The organism is Bacteroides sp. 44_46, assembly GCF_001915465.1.
In the GTDB taxonomy this organism is placed as follows: Bacteria; Bacteroidota; Bacteroidia; order Bacteroidales; family Bacteroidaceae; genus Bacteroides; species Bacteroides clarus.
The window spans coordinates 264626-286206 of sequence record NZ_MNQO01000001.1; the positions used below are offsets into that span (position 1 = coordinate 264626).

Below are 21581 nucleotides of genomic sequence, written 5' to 3' on the forward strand. Positions count from 1 at the left end.
AAGGAAGGTCCTTCTTCACAGAAAAACCTTTCTTCCCTACAAAAGGATGTATAACAAAATATTTTGCAACAACCTTTCACAACAGTTATTTCTATTTATCGTATGGTATTATGTCAGATAAGATACGCTCTCTATACCAGGGGTCATCAATCTCTTTCAAGACTTTCCCCATTTCCGCACACAACTCGTTTACTACTTCTTTATTCTCCTCTAACGGAAGATTATTCATTTGATAGGGGTCTTTCTCGTCATCGAACAACAAACTCTTTACAAGCTTGCGATTATCACGGTCTATATAAAGCGCCAGTGTGTAACGGGCTGATTTAAAGCCGCGCGATGAAGGGAAATAAGAACGAACTTTACCGTCCGCATCTTTCTTTCCGTCCAGGTTCTGAATATAAAGAGCGCCCGTAGGACGTACAATATCAGCTTTTTCATTGAAGAACAGCGGAGCATAATTACGTCCCTGCACATCCGTAGGGATGGAATCGGACAGACCTGCCAATCCCAATAAAGTAGGCATGATATCCGGAGAGGAAAGCATTAAGTCATCCAAACGGGGCTTAATCTTATCAGGGAAACGAACGATGAACGGTACGTTCATGGACTCGGAGAACGGGGAATTCTTCGGGTCATCCGTATGCTGGCTGCACATTGTTTCACCGTGATCGGAAGAAAAGACTACAATTGTATTTTTGTCCAGTCCCAATTCCTTCAAAGCATCGAGTATCTGTCCGAAAGCGCGGTCTACACCCGTAACTGAAGCAAAATAATAACGTGCGCTTTCCGCTTTCTTCATTGTAGGGTCAGCATTAGGACGAATCAATAAGCTATCCAATGGCCGGTCCTTATATAAATTGAAGTCCTGCTCCATGCAGTCGTCCAATGAGCGATAAGGGCTATGTGGCGGATTCATACCTACCATTATAAAGAACGGTTTCTTCGGGTCGCGTACATTTCCCTCATTCTTCAGATAAGAAACAACCTTACCCGACTCATGCAGCGGAGACCATTCACGCGGATCATGCCGTTTACCGTCTGTGTCCCAATAATGCGGATTCTTATGCTCATCGAATGTTCCGTAAGCGTACCAATAGTTAAATCCATGACGACGGTCCTTCGGTGTATAAGCGTCCCATGCGGGTACACGGTCTTCTACGTATTTTCCCGGACGCTGGGGGTCATTGGGAGTCGGGAAGTCAGCATGCAGTTTACCGAAATAGGCACAGTCATATCCCGCATTACTGAATACATCGCTTACACAGTCTACATCCTCGCGCAATGAGCTGATAGGACGGTCCGAATTACAGTTCAAAGGGATACCGCTCTTGTTAGGATACATTCCCGTCAGCAATGAACCCCGATGAGGGCTGCTCAACGGACAGTTGCTCATGGCAGAAGTCAGTACCAAAGACTCTCTCGCAAAATCATTCAGACGAGGGGTATGCACCGGGTCATTCCGGAAGTTCACTTTCTCCCGAAAACCTTCCTGTCCCCAAAATTCCATCGCCTGATTACGGTACTGGTCAGGAAAGACATAAATAACGTTCGGTTGTCGGGCCTGTTCCGCCTGCGGAGCTTTACAACCCTGCAAGGCGAACAAGCCTAAACCACCTAACAATATATTCAATTGATTTCTCATTTCTCCAAGTCTCTTTTACGCATCAAAGCTTCCAAGAAATAATAATCGGCATAGTTCAGAGGAACATCTATTTCCGCGCCGTGAGGAATACTGCCTACCGAATGCATCAGGATAAAGTTGCCGTTAGTTCCTACCTCCGCACGATAGGCCGGAGAAGCGAGGCTTTCCATAATTCGGTCTGCTGTTTCCTTATAACCCTTATTAGGAATATACGTACTCAATTCGTAAAGCGCAGAAGCCGTACATGCTGCGGCAGAAGCATCACGAGGCTCGTTCGGAATGTTGGGAGCATCGTAATCCCAATAAGGAACCAAATCCTCCGGAAGATTCTTGTTATTGAAGATAAAGTCATAAACTTTTTCAGCGTGATCCAAATATTTGGAATCGTGAGTGTAACGATAGCACATTGTATAACCGTATAAAGCCCATGCCTGTCCGCGAGCCCAAGACGATTCATCAGCATAGCCTTGCGCCGTCTGTTTCTTGCGAACCTCACCGGTTGCGGGATCATAATCTACTACGTGATAGCAACTGTTGTCGGCCCTGAAATGGTTAGCCATGGTAGTATCGGCATGTTTCACGGCTATATTATAGAAAGTAGAGTCACCCGACAGCTTGGTAGCTTCGAACAACAGCTCCAAGTTCATCATATTGTCGATGATTACCGGACATTTCCAACCGCGTTCTGCCTGCCAGCCTTTGTCGGCATCCCAAGATTGAATAACGCCTGCACCCGGACGGAAGCGGGTAGACAATGATTTGGCAGTCTGAATAATTACAGGTTTGTATTCCTCTTTATTGGCAAAACGGTATCCGTTCAGATAACTGGAACCGATCATAAAGCCTACATCATGATGCCAGGTCAGATATTGTACGGAATCCAAGGCTTCCGTATACTTTTCCGCCAACGGCAACCACTTGTCGTCACCGGTCAACTCGTATGTATACCAAATATTACCGGGAAAGAAGCCGGAGCACCAGTCATCAATGGGAACATAATGAATGCTGCCATCCTTATTAATGGTACGCGGATTAAGAATTTTACCTGATTTCTCGATAATGTCCGTCTGAAGCATTTCCTGTGCCACTGCATTATCAATATTCTCCTGGATGAAGTCATTTGCAGGCTGCTTTTGTCCTGTACAACCTGCCAAAACAAGAAGGGAAATACCCAATGTAGTAAGAGCTGTTTTCATAATAAAGGATTTATTTATTAAATTGTTGTCGTTTTTTCGATGGCAAATGTAGCACGGTTATACGGAAATGACCCACCTAAATCATCCAATTAAAAGCTAAAATTGTTACATTTGCATCGGAAAGCATCTGTTTTTCTCTATGCTGTCCGTGAATCATTGAATCACCAATCATTAAATCCCTAAATTCCATGACTCCACAAGAGTTTTTCAAAAAAGATCTTTTTGCCGGCAAAACCGGTGTAGAACTGATAGAAATAAAAGAAGGATATAGCAAAGCGCGTCTGGTAATTACGGAAGAACATCTCAATGCCGGACACCGCACCCAAGGCGGAGCGCTCTTTACGTTAGCCGACCTCGCTTTGGCCGCAGCCGCCAACTCTCACGGCGTACTGTCCTTTTCACTGTCTTCCAATATCACTTTCCTGCGCGGCAGCGGTGTAGGCGACACATTGTACGCCGAAGCCCGTGAACGATACGTCGGACGCACTACCGGATATTATCAGATTGACGTTACCAACCAGAAAGGAGAACTGATAGCCACATTCGAGTCCAGCGTTTTCAGAAAGGGGGACGCATTGCCCTTTACTTTGTAACCACGGAAGTCATCGGATAACGATTGCCTCTTACACTTTTGAGAAACGCTTTTGCCGAACCGAAGTTCAAATACATATCCAAGCGTATGGGAAGGTGGTTTTTATCGTCTGAAACGAAGAAAGTAATCACTTCCTTCTCTTTTCCCTTTTTGTATTCCACAAAAGAAAATACAAGACAACGGTAGATTGTATCGTTGTTTGCCTCTATTTCTTCCTTTCCGCGGTAAATCAGAGTCTGTTCTTCCACCCTGCGTCCCGTTGCCATAGGGAAAAGTATCTTCTCGCCTATCTTATAGTCTTTGGGATCGTAAGAGCGGGCTTGCGCCAGAATACTCAGCATATCAAAAATACAACGGCTGTCACTGTATTCCATTTCCTGCGGTTCACGCACAGGATTATGCCAGGTACGTCTCTGCTTCACGGTAGACACACCGTCATTATACGAGAACCACGCCTCGTCTACCGTATAGCGTTTTCCCTCCTCGGCTGCCTTACGAAAATAGAGCGGTTCGAGTTTATCGCTGACATAGCAGGTCAGCGTATCACGCATCTTAAAGAAGAAATCCGTTTTCTTACTGCCCACAGAAAGAAGATTGAAACGATAGGCAGGACGGGAACGGTAAGTGGTAGCATTCGTTGTCAGACTCGCCAGCCCTACTTTCTTCCAGATAAATTTCCAGTTGAAATACAAATCATACATTACATGTTCCCCCGATTGGAACGCCTCATTCTTAGCCACACATTGAGCCTGCACAGGCATCATGCCGCCCAGACACAGAAGTCCCGCCAGCAAGAGCAATCCCGCGATTCGTTGCTTTTTAGTAACTATATCCCCTACCGCTGTTGCGATTGCTGTTGTTACGGTTGTTCCGGCTATTTTTCTTTTTCTTGTCTTCATCTGGTTTTTGTTTTTTCAGTTCATCCGGCTTTTGCTTATCCAACGGCTTTTCTTTCACGTTCCAATCCTGAATCAAATCAAAGTTGGCCTTAAATTCCAGTACTTGCGGATAATAATAAACCATTTCAGGCTGGCGTTTGGTGGCATAATCACCTGTATCCCATACGCCATTCCCGTTTGTATCGTTAATGAGCCGGGCCCCATATTTACCCGGATTCAAATAATAGAAGTCAGCTTTTCCTTCCACGACCGGCACAGTTCGTACCACCTTGTCTTGGGCATCCAGCAGTTCTACGAATGCCAAAGAATCGGCTCCGGTAATATTGAAGAATATCTGCCCGTACTCTTCCAGTTTTTTCACCGTGAACTCTTTCTTCACTTTATCGGTAAACAAACCATATAATCCGTGAAAAGCGGTCGAGTCTACTTCAAAGGCGTAACTTTCACCCGGTTTCCAGTCCGCATACAGATTGTAGCGTTTCAAATCCAGCGAATCCCGCATGAAATCAAACGGCACATCCTGCCATAACGTATCCACCTTCTGCCTTACATGCAAGGCGGTGTCAATAAAGCTGGCTATCGGTTCCGTAAAGCTCAATGTGATATAATCGTACACATCCATTGCCGAAGGCGCATATACATCCATTGCCAGGAACGGGGTCGGTTCCGGTTCTTCCTCACCCTTTTTCCTTCTTTTCTTCTTCTCTTTCTCGGCCTTTTCCTTCTCTTCCTGTTTCTTATCCTGCAGTTTCTTCCAACTTACCTTCGATACCATTCTCAAGGTATCTGTCCGGGGAACCAGCCGATTCAAAGTATCCGTGTACAAATAGGTCAGGCTCATCCGCAACGTATCTTGCTGATAAAGCAAAGAATCCTTTATCCAATAGTGAATCGTATCATTCCGTCCGGTGGTCTGCTCAATGACAAAAGCATCCTTTTCATCGAAATTCAGCCCTTTCATCAGAGGCAGGCTATCGGCCGGAGCCGTAAAATAGAAAGAGAACTTCTCCGGAGTCAGGCGCTCTGTTTTCATAAGGCGCTGCGAGAAAGTCTTTTCTTTGAAGCTGCGCAACAACACATCATCCGGCAAGAAATGAGTATATCTTCTCTCTACAATCGTGTCTATGGTCAAAGAGTCTCTCCAGAGAGTATCCTGGCGCGTACGTTCTTCCATGGAAGGAATAATGATGGAATCATTAAAAGCTATGATTTCCGTAGGCTGGGAGAACTTGAAATTCTGGTCGGCATCCATCAAAGCATAAATACGGTATTTACCCGGAGCAACTCCACGGATAGAAAATCTTCCGCGGCTATCCGTACGACCTACACGATCGAAAGGCAACGTCGTGAAAGCCGAATCGGCCAGATTGGCATGCAAGCCGACCAGCACACCTTTTACCGGTTCCAGATTCGACGCGTCAAGCAACGTGCCGGCAATAGCCATCGAATCGAGCTCCGCACCGGTAGAAAACGTATAAGTAAAGCTCTCCATCGGATTTCCTTCATTATTATCCTGGATAGCATCGGCAAAGTCGATAGTATATGTGGTATTAGCCTTCAGCGTATCTTGCAGGTTGACCACTACCCTCTTGCCGTTCGCCTTTATTTCCGGCTGCTGCACCTGAGGCGGTGAAATAACAACTTTCTCATTCGCTTTCTCCAACTTGATAAACTCGTCAAACTCAATGGATATTTTACTTTTCTTATTATGGAGAGCGCCCGGCAATGGAGAACTCGTGACAAAACGAGGCGGCTCTTCGTCAATCGAGCCACCTTCCAGGCGGCCCACACTGGCACAAGAATATAAAACAGCCGCACTTATGACTGCCCCCAGCAACCGGCGTACAAACGGTTTCATTGTATTATGATGCTTGTAATCTAACATGATGCAAAAATAAAGGTTATCCCGCAATTAGCAGTATGCTTTACAGTATTTTAATCAAAAAACAAGTATTTCTCCCGAGTATATATAAAACATAGTTAAAAAACAGGGATATTCACACCTTATATACAGAGAAAAGAATAATTTTGCGACCGAAAACTAAACAAGAGTATTCAGTTTTCACCGCTATCCTTTTTCTTCTATGATTTACACACAAAAGCTTCAGATTAACTAGAACAAAATTATACAGAGAATAAAAGAGTATGAAGAGTAGATTAGTATTATTGGCATGTTGCCTGGCACTGCTCAGCAGTTGTGGACAAGGTGACAAAAGCACGGGCAAAGCACCCGAATTTGCAGTGATTGCAGTAGAAACTACCACTGCTAACTTGACAAACAGTTATCCGGCTACTATTAAAGGTAAACAAGACGTGGAAATTCGCCCGATGGTGAGTGGTTTTATCACTAAATTGCATGTGGACGAAGGTTCCGTCGTTCGTAAAGGACAAGTATTGTTCAGTATCGATCCTGTGCAGTACCAAGCTGCTGTAAACTCTGCCAAAGCCGCGGTTGAAACCGCAAAAGCCGCTGTAAACACACAAGAACTTACAGTAAACAACAAGCGTACGCTGAATCAAAAGAATATCATCAGCGATTACGACTTGCAAATGGCCGAAAACCAATTAGCACAAACCAAAGCGCAACTGGCGCAGGCGGAAGCACAACTGGTTAATGCCAAGAACAACCTGTCATATACCAGCGTAACAAGTCCCAGCGACGGTATCGTAGGTACTATCCCCTACCGTGTAGGTAGCTTGGTAAGCCCCTCTATGGCCACTCCGCTGACTACGGTTGCCGATATCTCCGAAATGTTCGCTTACTTCTCTATGACCGAAAGACAACTCCTATCGCTGATACGCGAGGGTGGCAGCATCAAGGAAATCCTGGCAAAGATGCCTCAGGTACAGTTGCAGCTGATTGACGGAACCATGTATGCCGACAGCGGACGCGTAGAAACCATCAGCGGTGTTATCGACCAAACCACAGGAGCGGTGAACATGCGCGCCCTTTTCCCAAACAAGCACAACATTCTGCGTAGCGGAGGTACGGGAAACGTGGTATTCCCCAACCCAATGGAGAACGTGATTATGATTCCTCAATCGGCTACCACGGAGATACAGGACAAGAAGTTCGTATTCGTCGCACAGCCGGACAATACGCTGAAAAATACCGAGATTCAGGTATTCAGCCTGAATGACGGCAAGTACTTCTATGTTACCGGCGGTTTAAAAGCGGGTGATAAAATCGTGATAGAAGGTGTACAGAACCTCAAAGACGGACAAAGCATCACTCCTATCACTCCCGAAGAGAAAGAGGCCGAATATCAGAAAGCCCTCAAAGACCAGAAAGAAGGTAATATCCAAACTGCGTTCAATTAACGTTTAACGCCCCTAATCACTAAATAACATGAAATTAGATAGATTTATTAATCGTCCGGTGCTATCTACGGTAATCTCTATCCTGATAGTAATCCTGGGAGTTATCGGTTTGGCGACACTGCCTATCACCCAATATCCGGACATTGCACCTCCAACGGTATCGGTACGCGCTACCTATACCGGTGCCAACGCCCAAACGGTGTTGAATTCTGTCATTGCGCCGTTGGAAGACCAAATCAACGGTGTGGAGAACATGATGTACATGACCTCCAATGCTTCCAATAACGGTTCCGCCGATATTTCCATTTATTTCAAGCAGGGTACCGACCCGGATATGGCAGCCGTTAACGTACAGAACCGTGTCTCTATGGCTCAGGGTCTGCTGCCGGCCGAAGTAACCAAAGTCGGTGTAACCACGCAAAAGCGACAGACCTCAATGTTGATGGTATTCTCCATCTACGATGAGAAAGACCAGTACGACATCGAATTCCTTGAAAACTACGCCAACATCAACCTTATTCCAGAAGTAAAACGCGTAAACGGTGTAGGTGACGCTACGGTGCTCGGTCAGGACTACTCCATGCGTATCTGGCTGAAACCGGATGTAATGGCACAGTACAAGCTGATACCTAATGACATAGCCGGTGCATTGGCCGAGCAAAACATTGAAGCCGCTCCCGGTCAGTTCGGTGAACGCGGAAACCAGAGCTTCCAATACACAATCCGTTATAAAGGCCGTCTCCAACAACCGGAGGAATTTGAGAACATCGTTATCAAAGCCCTTGAAAACGGTGAAGTACTTCGTATGAAAGACATCGCCGACATCGAACTCGGACGTCTGTCATACAACTTCAACAATAAGGTAAACGGCCACAAGGCTGTATCTTGTATCGTATACCAGATGGCTGGGACCAATGCCACACAGACCATCAGTGACTTGGAAAAAGTACTTGACGAGGCTTCCGAAACGTTGCCTTCCGGTTTGAAAATCAATATCGCGCAAAGCGCCAATGACTTCTTGTTCGCTTCTATCCACGAAGTTATCAAGACCTTAATCGAGGCGTTTATCCTTGTGTTCATCGTAGTATATATCTTCTTACAGGATATGCGTTCTACGTTGATTCCCGCCATCGCCATTCCGGTAGCGTTGATCGCAACATTCTTCGTGCTGAAACTGATCGGATTCAGTATCAACCTGCTGACCCTTTCGGCCATGGTGCTTGCCATCGCGATTGTGGTGGACGATGCCATAGTCGTCGTCGAGGGTGTCCATGCCAAGCTCGACCAGGGATATAAATCGGCAAGGACGGCATCTATCGACGCCATGAGTGAATTGGGCGGCGCCATCATCTCCATTACGTTAGTGATGATGTCTGTGTTCGTGCCGGTAAGCTTCATGGGCGGTACCGCAGGTACGTTCTATCGCCAATTCGGTCTGACAATGGCCATCGCCATCGGTTTCTCCGCACTGAACGCCTTGACGTTGAGTCCGGCTTTGTGCGCCATCTTCCTGAAACCGCATAACAGTGATGCCGGCATAAAAGAGCGGATAGGCGTTGCCACGAAAGAGGCCCGTAAAATCATGGTAGCCCGCTATGCCGATTCCATCGGTAAAATGATGCGTCCCGGTCTGACACTGCTCTTTACCGCAATTGCCATTTTAGGTATGATTTTCGGCTTGTTCAGCTTCGAGAATCATCCCGTACTTTGCCTGGTTATGATTGTAATCAGCGTATTGGCACTGGCCGGTATGACGACAGACAAGTTCAAACACTCTTTCAACGCATCTTACGACTCCATTCTGGGTAAATATAAGAAACAGGTACTTCGCTTCATCCAGAAGAAATGGCTGTCCGGCGGCATCGTCGCAGGTTCCATTGTACTGTTGATAGTCTTTATGAACATCACGCCCACAGGTATGGTGCCCAATGAAGACACCGGTACCATCATGGGTGTAGTGACACTTCCTCCGGGTACTTCGCAAGAACGTGCCATGGAAATATTAGACCGTGTAGACAGCCTTGTGGCGGCCGACCCTGCCGTACAGTCGCGTACGGTAATTTCCGGTTTCAGTTTCATCGGCGGCCAGGGACCTTCTTACGGTTCGCTCATTATCAAGCTGAAGAACTGGGAAGAACGTTCCACGATGCAGAATTCAACGGTGGTTTACGCCACGCTTTTCATGCGTGCGCAAAAAATCATCAAGGAAGCGCAGGTATTGTTCTTTGCTCCGCCTATGATTCCGGGTTACTCCGCATCCAGCGATATCGAATTGAACATGCAGGATAAAACCGGCGGTGACCTTAGTCACTTCTTCGATGTGGTGAACAACTATACCGCCGCTTTGGAAGCACGTCCGGAAATCAACTCCGCAAAGACCAGTTTCAACCCCAACTTCCCGCAGTATATGCTGGATATCGATGCGGCCGCCTGTAAGAAAGCAGGTCTCAGCCCGAGTGACATCCTCAGTACCATGCAGGGATATTTCGGCGGTCTGTATGCTTCCAACTTCAACAGTTTCGGTAAGATGTACCGTGTCATGATTCAAGCCGAACCGGACGCAACCAAGAACCTGGAATCGCTCTCCAGCATCAAGGTGCGCAACGGCAACGAGATGGCTCCCATCACTCAGTTTGTATCTATCAAGAAGGTATACGGCCCGGATATCATCAGCCGTTTCAACCTTTACACATCCATGAAGGTGATGGTGGCTCCCGCTAGCGGTTACACATCCGGTCAGGCATTGGCTGCCATCGCGGAGGTTGCCAAAGAAAATCTGCCGACAGGTTTTGCTTACGAGCTCGGCGGTATGGCGCGTGAAGAGGCTGAAACCAGCGGTAGCACCACAGGCTTGATTTTCATACTCTGCTTCGTATTCGTCTACCTGTTGTTGAGCGCGCAATATGAAAGTTACATCCTTCCGCTCTCCGTACTACTCTCCGTGCCGTTCGGTTTGCTGGGTAGCTTCCTGTTTGTCAGCGGTATAGGTTCCTTAGGCAACATACCTGCACTGAAAATGATTCTGGGTACCATGTCCAATGACATCTACATGCAGATTGCCCTCATCATGTTGATGGGTCTGTTGGCCAAGAACGCCATTCTGATTGTAGAGTTTGCCCTCGACCGCCGCAGGATGGGTATGAGTATCACATGGGCTGCCGTACTGGGTGCCGCCGCCCGTTTGCGTCCTATCCTGATGACATCTCTGGCTATGATTGTCGGTTTGCTTCCGCTGATGTTTGCTTCCGGCGCAGGCGCCAACGGTAACCGTACATTGGGAACTTCGGCCATCGGCGGTATGTTAATCGGTATGATATTGCAGATATTCATCGTACCCGCTCTGTTCGTTGCCTTCCAATACCTGCAAGAAAAGGTGAAACCGATGGAATGGGAAGATGTGGATAACTCGGATGCAGAACCTGAGATTGAACAATACACTAAATAAATGCAGAATGAAGAATGATGAATGAAGAATTTTGGCTGCGACAAGCACGCTGCAAGGTAATTCTTCATTCTTTATTCATCATTCTTCATTAAAAAAAACGATTATGAAGAAAGAAATAATAACTCTGATGTGCGCAACTGCTTTATTGAGCAGCTGCCATATCTACAAATCATACGACAGACCCGAAGATATTACTGTGGAAGGTCTGTATCGCGACACCGTCGCCGGTGGCGATACGCTTGCCGCAGATACCGCCAATTTCGGTAATCTACCCTGGAAGGAAGTGTTTACAGACGCCCGGTTGCAGGCGCTTATCGAACAGGCGTTAATCAACAATCCCGACTTGCGCAGTGCGGCACTGACCGTAAAACAGGCTCAGGCTGCATTGATGTCCGCACGTTTGGCTTATGCTCCGATGCTGTCTCTCTCTCCGCAAGGAACGGTCAGCAGCTGGGATAAAGGTAAGGCTACGCAAACCTATTCGCTTCCGGTTACGGCAAGCTGGCAGATAGACCTGTTCGGCCAGTTATTGAATCCCAAGCGCAAGGCGCAGGTTTCCCTGAAACAGACGCAGTTCTATGAGCAAGCCGTACAGACGCAGGTGATTGCCAACGTAGCCAACATGTACTATACATTGCTGATGCTCGACCGTCAGCTGCAAATCAGCGAAGCGACTTGTGACATTCTGAAACGTAACCTCGAGACCGTAGAAGCAATGAAAGAGGCCGCTATGGCAAACAGCGCGGCCGTAGAGCAAAGCCGTACCGCCTATGCGCAAGTACTGGCTTCCCTGCCCGATATACGCCAAAGCATTCGCGAAACGGAGAACGCACTATGCCTGATGCTGAACCAACCGGCGCAAAGCATTGCACGCGGCGCATTGGAGGAACAACAACTGCCGTCTGAATTTTCCACAGGCATTCCCTTGCAACTGTTGTCCAACCGCCCTGATGTGAAGGCCGCCGAAATGTCGTTGGCCGCAAGCTATTACGACACCAACAGCGCACGCGCCGCATTCTATCCGCAGATTACTTTAAGCGGTTCCGCCGGCTGGACCAACAGTGCCGGTTCCGCCATCGTCAATCCGGGCAAGCTGCTGGCATCCGCCATCGGTTCGCTGACGCAGCCTTTATTCTACCGCGGCGCCAACATCGCCCGTCTGAAACAGGCCAAAGCACAGGAAGAACAAGCTAAAATCCAGTTCCAAACCACACTGCTCCAAGCCGGAAATGAGGTAAGCAACGCCTTGTATCAATATCAGATGACTTCGGATAAAGCGGTTTCACGCGAAATTCAAGTGAATTCTGCCCGTAAAGCTGCGGAAGATACAAAAGAATTGTTTAACTTAGGCACGTCAACCTATTTGGAAGTCCTGTCCGCCGAGCAGTCCTACCTCAGCGCACAGCTTTCGGAAGTGGCCGACACCTTCGACCGCATGCAGTCTGTAATCAGCCTGTATCAAGCGTTGGGCGGTGGGAGAGAATAATATCAGTTATGAGTTATGGGTTATAAGTTATTCTTGACGGCTCATCTCCCATAACTCATAGCTAATAACTCATAACTTATAACTCATAACTAATTACTTATGATTAGTCCATTAGCATCTGTAGATTCTGCCGCAAAAATCGGTAAGAATGTAACCATTCAGCCTTTCGCTTACATCGAAGGAGATGTGGAAATCGGTGATGACTGCGTGATTATGTCAAATGCAAGTATCCTCAAGGGTACTCGCTTAGGTAAAGGAAATAAGGTACATCATGGCGCCGTACTGGGTAGTGAACCGCAAGATTTTCATTACACAGGCGAAGCAAGTCGGTTGATTATCGGTGACAACAACGACATTCGTGAAAATGTGGTTATCAGCCGTGCCACGCACGAAAGCGGATGTACGCGCATTGGCGATAATAACTATCTAATGGACGGTGTTCACCTCTGCCACGACGTACAAATAGGCAATCACTGCGTACTGGGAATTAAGAGCACAGTGGCAGGCGACTGCCGCATAGACGACTGTACAATCCTGAGCAGTAACGTTATCCTGCATCAGAATTGCCACATCGGCAGTTGGGTATTGATTCAGGCAGGTTGCCGCATCTCGAAAGACGTACCGCCTTATGTTATTATGAACGGTAATCCGGCAGAATATCACGGTATCAATGCGGTGGTACTCCAACACAAGCATCAGGTTACCGAGCGTATCCTGCGCCATATCGTAAATGCGTACCGCCTGGTATATCAGGGAAACTTCAGCATACAGGACGCTTTGCAGAAAATCGAGGATCAGGTTCCGATGAGCGACGAAATACATAACATCATCAACTTTATCCGCGACTCGAAAGGTATTGTAAAGTAGCCTCCGGTACATAAGGAAAGAACATACAGAGTGTAGCGAACGCCGTTCCCCGGCGAATTCGCTACACTCTTTTTTTATTGGGATGCGACCGGGTAAAAGTATATTTCCCCATATCGCAAAGTACTTATGGCTGCTACGCAATCTTAGAATAAAAGTTTCATTTATAAAAACCAAAGCTTTATTCTTATAAACCAAAGTCTAATTTATAAGAATAAAAGCTTTGTTTTAAGATTGCATGGCATCGGAACGGACTTTCCATCCCGATACGGCAAGTTCTTAACAGGGAAAGTGGCGATTGCCACCTTATACTTTATTCGAAGCGTAACGCTCCGAAAAATTCCGGACAGTGGAAGTTCGGTTTTTCCAAGTCAATGGGATTCCATGACAGAAAATGGGGAGTTTGCAACTTATCACCGCATTTATAGAAATTGGCACGGATAGTCTTACCGTCCAATGAGGTAATGTTATGCATAAAGAAAGCGGAATAAGGTATTACCAAGGCCACCTCCCAACTGCATTCTCCTACCCGTTCCTCAAAATCCTCACGCCCCAAGGAAGACCAACGTTGCACTTTATCAAGAATTTCCTGCGACGCATGCCGGCGATCGGAGCGTCCGGCTCCCGCGCCGATAAGCAGCCGCCCCGCACAGTTACATTCCATATTGTAATATACTCCGTCTCCGGCAGGAATGGAGAAGAACTCCACACAGGCATCTTCCCAAACCGGTCCGTTGTCTTTGCCCGCGACCGCGCGTACGCTGGCCTCTTTCACTTTATAGTGAATCAGGATAGCATTGTCCGTATGGGCAATACGGAATTTAACGTCCGGGCAATATGGATATGCCGCCCAGTTCACCGTACTAATCGGCTGAAAAGCCACTTTTTCTTCATCCAACAGAGCAGGCACCGCTTCTACCGGTATATTTGCCATACTCACTTTCTTGACATCCAGTTCTTTCATTGTCTTATTTTTGGGAGTTAACGCGAATAAGGGCAAGACACAGCAGCCCATCATCGCCGCCATTATATACCTCTTTAAATGCATGAAGCTATGAATTTCTGCATTTCCGGAGTATGTTCCTCTACGCTTTGAAGCAGTTTGAATTGCGCCTTCGTACGTACCAGGTTATGTTCCGGATATTGAATCTTATAATATGTATCGCCGTTGATATAATCGGCAAGAAAGCGTACGCACTGCATATAGGGGAACAGGGCGGCCGCATAGGGCAGGTTCTCTATTTCTATCGGCAGCAGGAAAGATTTGGCCGACTCCAGATAACCTTTTGTGAACGCCTTGAATATTTCCATATCGAAGTTCACATTCGCGAGGTCTTTATCATCTTCCAGTCCTGTATTGGCTCCCGAACGCAGGAAATCGCCAAAGTCGGAAAAGACAAAGCTGGGCATTACGGTATCGAGGTCGATGACACAAAGGACATTGCCGTTTTCATCAAACATCATATTATTGACTTTCGTATCGCAATGGCAAACGCGCTTGGGCAGTTTGCCTTCGCGATGCAGGCGTTCCGCCTTGCACATTTCATCGGCACGACGCTCTATCTCATCCAGAAAATACCGTACTTCCTTTACACGTCCGGCAGCATCGGCCGCCACGGCATCGCGAAGCTGTTTCAGGCGGAATTCCATATTATGGAAATCGGGAATCGTCTCGCCCAGCTCATCGGGAATATCAGCAAGCATGGCCTGGAAATTGCCGAAAGCTACACCTGCATAATACGAATATTCGGGGTCGACCGTTTCGTATGTTCTGGCATTGGGAATAAACGCCATGACACGCCAATAATTCTCTCCGTCATGCCAATAAGTTTTTCCGGTATCGGCAGGAAGGAAACGCAACACTTTACGTTCAATGTCCTTCTCGCCTTTCTCTTCCAGTTTCTTACGGATATGAGTGGTTACGGCATCGATATTGGCCTGCAACATTTCCACATTTTGGAAAATGGCATGATTGATACGCTGCAATACGTAATCGGGGGCATCGGTTCCGAGCGTGCTTACTTTATAGGTGTCATTAATAAGGCCGGCCCCTAAAGGCTTGATTTCTTGAACTGTACCCTGCAATTGAAAATGAGATACGATAGATAAAAGGTCTTTCATGATAATAAATAGATTAATTTATGATACAAATATACGTTCTTTGCCACATATAATAAGTTTATTATTGTTCGATGAACATCCAAAAATATACATTTAAGCAGACATAACCGCAAAATCCAAATAATAAATGAGAATCTTTGTATAAAATATTCTTATATTTGTGACTGAAACCTTAAAAACAACTCAACGTGCAGAAGCTTATCATCAGATTATTCTTCATTTTAGCGAGCGCGGCTTTCGCAAATGTACATGGGCAGAACATCACTTTCAATCATCTTACCACCGACGACGGACTATCGCAGTTCTCTGTAAACAGCCTGTATGTCGATGAAAACGGAATTTTATGGATTGGTACGCGCGAAGGGCTGAACCGCTACAACGGAGAAGATATAAAAACCTACAAGCTACGGAAGAATGACCCCAACAGCCTTTTCTGTAATACGGTATCGCGCATTGTAGGCAATCACAACGAAAGAATCTATCTGCTCTGCACCGAGGGAGTGGCCGAATTCAACCTTTCCACCCAGAAATTCACAACTTTGCTGCAAGGTAATATCAGCAGCATTTACTACAATAACGGCCTTTTCATCGGTAAGAAAAATGAAGTCTACCGCTATAACGAGGAGACGGGCAATTTCGACCTTTACTATCAATTGCCCGGCGAAAACCTGGAAATCATTTGCATGCACATCTATAAAGGTTACTTATGGATGGGCACTACCACCAACGGCGTGTATCGCTTGGACATAGATAAAAAAGAACTGACACACCCCATTAAAAAAGGGAATATCACCAGTTTCTATCGCGACAGCGAAGGAGAACTTTGGATTGGCAGCTGGGAGGAAGGATTGTTCCATGTAAAAACAGACGGGAAAATCGAGAACTTCAGGTACGACGCCAAGAATCCGCACAGCCTTTCTTCCAACTTCGTACGAGCTTGTTGTGAGGACAATCTGGGCAATATATGGATAGGTACTTTCAACGGGCTGAACCGTTACAACAAGAGTACCGGATTATTCCAGAACCACACCGCCAATGACATACAGACCGATGGCCTCACCCACTCTTCCATCTGGTGCATCGTAAAGGATAATCAAGGTACGCTCTGGCTGGGAACTTACTTCGGCGGTGTAAACTACTTCAATCCGGAATATGAAATCTACACCCGCTACTCCTATTCCTCCAACGAAAAGAAAGGGTTGAGCAATCCGGTTGTAGGACGTACCATCGAAGATAAAAACGGTAATCTGTGGATAGGTACCGAGGGCGGCGGACTGAATTATTACAACCGCCGCACGCGCGAATTCAAATGGTACCGCCCTCAGGAAGGGCGCAACAGCATTTCGCATAATAATGTGAAAGCGCTTTATTATGACGCCGATAAAGAAATTATATGGATAGGTACTCATCTGGGCGGTCTTAACAAACTGGATATACGTTCAGGACATTTTACCCATTACCGCATGGAAGGGAATAATCCGCAATCACTCCCGTCGGATATTATCCGCGACATCACCCCCTACAAAGACCTTCTGATTATTGCCACGCAAAACGGCGTATGCCTCTTTAACCCCGCCAACGGGCAATGCCGGCAACTGTTTAAAGACAGTAAAGAGGGAAAATCCATTAAAATGGTAGCGGATGTCGTATTCGACTCGGAAGGTACATTATGGATTGCCGCCACCGGAGAGGGAGTATTCAGCTATCGTTTCGATACCCGCAAACTGACGAACTACCGTCATGATGCCGCCAATCCGAACAGCCTCAGCAATAATAACGTGAACAACATAACACAAGACAGCAAAGGAAACCTATGGTTTTCCACCTCCGGTAGCGGCCTCGATTTATACCGTCCTGAAACCAATGACTTCGAGAATTTCGACAAAGGGAAAAACGGCCTGGCCAGCGACTGTATCTATGAAACGCAGGAATCTCCCACCAGCGGTAAATTGCTGCTCATCACAAACGAAGGTTTTTCCATCTTTGATTACCGGAATAAAGATTTTAACAATTACAGCGCCGAGAACGGCTTCCCGCTGACAGCCGTCAATGAGAACGCGCTCTGCGTAACCCGTGACGGTGAGATTTTCCTGGGTGGTGTACAGGGTATGATTTCTTTCCACGAAATGGAGCTGAACTTCACCCCGAAACCCTATAAGATTATCCTCTCACGCCTCATCGTCAACGGGCAGGAAATCCATGTAGGAGACGAAACCGGCATCCTGCAACGCTCCTTGTGCCATACCGAAGAGATAACTCTCGATGCAGACCAGACCATGTTCAGCATAGAGTTCGCCACATCCAATTACATTCCGGCCAACAAAGACGATATTATTTACAAACTGGAAGGTTTCTCCAATGAATGGACAAGCACGCGCGGACTGCATACCATTACTTACACCAACTTGAATGCGGGCACCTACAAACTGCTCATTAAACCGGAAGGAAAAGATGAAAGCCTTTGTCCGCAAGTACCGCTTATCATCCATGTATTACCGCCATACTATAAAACAACGCTCGCCTACTTTATATATTTTATCATAACGGGAGTGGTTTTATGGTATTCGGTGCGCGCCTACAAGTCAAGAATCAAGCTGCGTGAGTCTTTGAAATACGAACAGAAGCATATTCAGGATGTAGAAGCGCTGAACCAGTCCAAATTGCGCTTCTTCACCAACATCTCGCATGAGTTCCGCACTCCGCTGACTCTTATCGTGGCTCAAGTGGAGACTTTGCTGCAATTACAGAACTTCACCCCCGCTATCTATAATAAGATATTGGGTATCTATAAGAACAGTATCCAGCTACGTGAGCTAATCACCGAATTGCTCGATTTCCGCAAGCAGGAACAAGGGCATATGAAAATTAAAGTCGGCCCGCACAATATCGTGAATTTCTTGTATGAAAACTATTTACTGTTCCTTGAATATGCCAGCGCAAAGCAAATTAACTTCAATTTCGATAAAGGAACCGATGAACTGGAAGTGTGGTACGACCAAAAGCAGATGCAGAAAGTCATCAATAACCTCTTATCCAACGCCATCAAGCATACGGAAGCGGAAGATACCATTACGCTCAGCGTGAAGAAAGAAGAGAACAACGTCGTAATCCGCGTGAAAGATACGGGAAGCGGTATCGATGCCAAGGAAATCGATAAGATATTCGACCGTTTTTATCAGATAGACCCGATTAACTCCACCGATGCCGGCAAGAGCGGTACAGGTATAGGACTGGCTTTGACCAAAGGTATTGTGGAATTACATCATGGTACTATTCGTGTGGAAAGCGAGCTGGGTAAGGGCACGAGTTTCATCGTTACACTTCGCTTAGGCAATAAGCTCTTTACGGAAGAACAAATCAGCCGGAACCCGGATTGTGTGCGTCAGATTGAAATTCCCAAGCCGGAAACAGATGCCTTCCTGAAAACAGAACTGGAAGAAAATGCGCCCATCATACGCATTCCGGATGCCAAAATGTTGATTGTAGAAGACAATGAGTCCATTCGCGAGATGCTCGCCAATATCTTTAAGCCATTCTACCAGATATTGACGGCCGCCAACGGAGAAGAAGGTTGGCAGCTGGTACGCGGTGAGATGCCTTGCATTGTGGTGAGCGATGTGGTTATGCCCAAAATGTCGGGAACAGAGTTGTGCAAACTCATAAAGAGCGATTTTAACACCTGTCACATCCCTGTGGTATTGCTCACCGCACGTACCGCCGTCGAGTTGAATATCGAGGGCTTGCGTATCGGCGCGGACGATTACATCACCAAACCGTTCCACACGAACTTACTGATATCCCGTTGCAACAATCTGGTGAACTCCCGCATCCTCTTGCAGGAAAAGTTCAGCAAACAGCCGCAAACAGCCGCACAAATGCTTGCCACCAATCCGATTGACAAAGACATTCTGGACCGTGCCATGGCTATCATTGAGCAGCATCTGGACGATACGGAATTTAATGTCAACGTCTTTGCCAGGGAAATGGCTATGGCGCGCACCAATTTGTTCACCAAGCTAAAAGCGATTACAGGACAGACCCCGAACGACTTTATACTGACTATCCGCTTGAAAAAAGGCGCTCTGATGCTGCGCAACAATCCCGAGCTGAACATTACGGAAATTTCCGATAAGATAGGATTCAGTTCCTCACGCTACTTCAGTAAGTGCTTTAAGGACATCTATCATGTCAGTCCGCTGGCTTATCGTAAGGGGGAAGAATCCGATAAAGACGAGGAAGAAGTAACAAGCGGAAGGTAAGGAGCGTATCTTTTTGTACTTTTTATGCTTCCGTGTGTACTCCTTTATACACACAGACCGGAAGATAGCGCATATCTTTGGACACAGAATCAAACTTTAAAGTCCAAAGGCTATGAAACATTTATCTAATCTTTTACCGTATCTTCCAAGTACGGTCCTTCTGATAGGATGTGGCAGCCCATCCAAACAGGAGGCGAAGAACGACCAACCCCAAAAGCCTAATGTTATCTATCTTATCGCTGACGACTTAGGCATCGGCGACCTTAGCTGTTATGGCGCCACTAAAGTAAGTACTCCGAATATCGACCGCCTTGCCGGTCAAGGCATGCAGTTTACCAATGCGTATGCCACCTCTTCCACAAGTACCCCCTCACGCTTCGGACTGCTGACAGGCATGTATCCCTGGAGACAGGAAAATACAGGTATTGCCCCCGGTAACTCCGAACTGATTATCGATACAGCCTGTGTCACAATGGCCGATATGTTCAAAGAAGAAGGCTATTACACCGGAGCCGTAGGCAAATGGCACTTGGGATTAGGCCCTAAGGGTGGAACGGATTTCAACCATGAAATCAAGCCGAACACGCAGGATATCGGCTTCAACTATGAGTTTATTATCCCGGCTACGGTAGACCGGGTTCCCTGTGTTTTTGTAGAAAACGCGCATGTTGTAGGACTTGACCCCAAAGATCCCATCACCGTCAATTATGACCATAAAGTAGGCGACTGGCCCACCGGACTTGAAAACCCCGAATTGGTAAAGATGAAACCCAGTCAGGGACATAATAACACCATTGTCAACGGTATCCCCCGCATTGGCTGGATGACCGGTGGAAAATCCGCTCTTTGGGTGGATGAGGATATTGCGGATGTTATTACCGGTAAAGCAAAAAATTTCATCGTTTCACATAAAAACGAACCGTTCTTCCTGTATATGGGCACGCAGGATGTGCACGTTCCCCGCGTTCCTCATCCGCGTTTTACCGGAAAGAGCGGCTTAGGTCCGCGCGGTGACGTTATTCTGCAACTGGATTGGACTGTCGGAGAAATTATGCATACCCTCGACAGCCTGAATATTGCCGACAATACAATCTTCGTATTATGCAGCGACAATGGCCCTGTCATCGACGACGGCTATCAAGACCAAGCCTTTGAGCTCCTGAACGGACATACCCCCATGAAGCATTATCGCGGCGGCAAGTACAGCGCGTTCGATGCCGGAACCCGTATTCCGTTTATCGTCCGCTGGCCGAATGGAATCAAACCGGGCAAACAACAAGCGCTATTCTCCATGATTGATGTGTATGCCTCATTCGCAGCCCTGTTAAATCATGAACTTCCCGCAGGTGTAGCTCCCGACAGCCGTGACCAGCTAAACAACTTCCTCGGCACAGATACCATCGGATGTGACTATGTGGTACAACAAAACCTGAATAATACCCTATCCATCATTCAAAATAATTGGAAGTACATCGAGCCAAGCGATAAACCCGCTTTGGAATATTGGACAAAAATGGAAATGGGGAATAGTCCTAAGCCTCAGCTCTATAATCTATCTACCGATCCTTCAGAAAAGGAGAATATAGCCGAAGCTCATCCGGATAAGGTGAAAGAACTGTCCGCTTTGTTGAATGAAGTAAAAGGTGCGAAGGAACAGCAGGACAGCAAATAACAGGAATTCAATCTGTCCGTAGATAATGTACGAAATCAGATTATTTGCGGACAATTAGTGAATGTTTTCGCCTCGAATACTCTA

Annotated in this window: 13 protein-coding genes; 7 read left to right on the forward strand and 6 right to left on the reverse strand. The window is 46.7% G+C overall.

Translation table 11 applies throughout. The features are described 5' to 3' along the window. Positions 1-91 precede the first annotated feature (91 nt). Together BHV73_RS01050 and BHV73_RS01055 are read right to left on the reverse strand one after the other, a co-directional pair. Positions 92-1642, reverse strand: coding sequence for a sulfatase family protein (locus BHV73_RS01050; protein ID WP_022217785.1), 1551 nt, complete (start codon positions 1640-1642; stop codon positions 92-94). Next, complete coding sequence (locus BHV73_RS01055) at positions 1639-2838, reverse strand: glycoside hydrolase family 88 protein (RefSeq protein ID WP_022217784.1); 1200 nt, start codon at positions 2836-2838, stop codon at positions 1639-1641. The genes BHV73_RS01050 and BHV73_RS01055 overlap by 4 nt, the downstream gene beginning before the upstream one ends. Positions 2839-3026: 188 nt before the next feature. Here BHV73_RS01055 and BHV73_RS01060 point away from each other — a divergent pair, with 188 nt between their 5' ends. Continuing rightward, positions 3027-3431, forward strand: coding sequence for a hotdog fold thioesterase (locus BHV73_RS01060; RefSeq protein ID WP_009120246.1), 405 nt, complete (start codon positions 3027-3029; stop codon positions 3429-3431). Here the strand turns inward: BHV73_RS01060 and BHV73_RS01065 are convergent. Both BHV73_RS01065 and BHV73_RS01070 read right to left on the reverse strand, forming a co-directional pair. Continuing rightward, entirely contained in the window at positions 3421-4329 is a 909-nt protein-coding gene (locus BHV73_RS01065; RefSeq protein WP_087413139.1) for a DUF3108 domain-containing protein, read from the reverse strand. The genes BHV73_RS01060 and BHV73_RS01065 overlap by 11 nt on opposite strands. Beyond that, a complete protein-coding gene (locus BHV73_RS01070; RefSeq protein WP_286736023.1) occupies positions 4250-6214 on the reverse strand; it encodes an Ig-like domain-containing protein in 1965 nt (654 codons plus the stop codon). The genes BHV73_RS01065 and BHV73_RS01070 overlap by 80 nt, the downstream gene beginning before the upstream one ends. A 260-nt stretch (positions 6215-6474) precedes the next feature. On the opposite strand from BHV73_RS01070, the gene BHV73_RS01075 reads away from it, so the two are divergent. From BHV73_RS01075 to lpxA, 4 genes are all read left to right on the forward strand, one after another. After that, on the forward strand, positions 6475-7650 hold the full coding sequence (locus BHV73_RS01075) for an efflux RND transporter periplasmic adaptor subunit (protein ID WP_009120243.1): 1176 nt from the start codon (positions 6475-6477) through the stop codon (positions 7648-7650). Positions 7651-7678: 28 nt separating this feature from the next. Further along, the gene (locus tag BHV73_RS01080; RefSeq protein WP_022217781.1) at positions 7679-11095 is read left to right on the forward strand and encodes an efflux RND transporter permease subunit; all 3417 of its coding nucleotides are present in this window, start codon (positions 7679-7681) and stop codon (positions 11093-11095) included. Between the two features lie 103 nt (positions 11096-11198). After that, the gene (locus tag BHV73_RS01085; protein WP_009120241.1) at positions 11199-12581 is read left to right on the forward strand and encodes a TolC family protein; all 1383 of its coding nucleotides are present in this window, start codon (positions 11199-11201) and stop codon (positions 12579-12581) included. 99 nt (positions 12582-12680) lie between these two features. Then, positions 12681-13448 (forward strand): acyl-ACP--UDP-N-acetylglucosamine O-acyltransferase, encoded by a 768-nt coding sequence (gene lpxA / locus BHV73_RS01090; protein WP_009120240.1) that lies wholly within the window; start codon positions 12681-12683, stop codon positions 13446-13448. A 310-nt stretch (positions 13449-13758) separates the two neighbouring features. Here lpxA and BHV73_RS01095 read toward each other — a convergent pair whose 3' ends face one another. Then, positions 13759-14460 carry a carbohydrate-binding family 9-like protein gene (locus BHV73_RS01095; RefSeq protein WP_373129599.1) on the reverse strand — a complete coding sequence of 234 codons (702 nt, stop codon included), beginning with the start codon at positions 14458-14460 and terminating at the stop codon, positions 13759-13761. A 23-nt stretch (positions 14461-14483) separates the two neighbouring features. Further along, positions 14484-15566: a phosphotransferase enzyme family protein gene (locus BHV73_RS01100; RefSeq protein ID WP_009120238.1), complete on the reverse strand. Its 1083-nt coding sequence runs from the start codon at positions 15564-15566 to the stop codon at positions 14484-14486. Positions 15567-15754: 188 nt separating this feature from the next. Between BHV73_RS01100 and BHV73_RS01105 the strand changes: the two genes are divergently transcribed. Together BHV73_RS01105 and BHV73_RS01110 are read left to right on the forward strand one after the other, a co-directional pair. Beyond that, on the forward strand, positions 15755-19825 hold the full coding sequence (locus BHV73_RS01105; protein ID WP_022217777.1) for a hybrid sensor histidine kinase/response regulator transcription factor: 4071 nt from the start codon (positions 15755-15757) through the stop codon (positions 19823-19825). Between the two features lie 112 nt (positions 19826-19937). Beyond that, entirely contained in the window at positions 19938-21497 is a 1560-nt protein-coding gene (locus tag BHV73_RS01110) for a sulfatase family protein (protein WP_022217776.1), read from the forward strand. Positions 21498-21581: the final 84 nt, after the last annotated feature.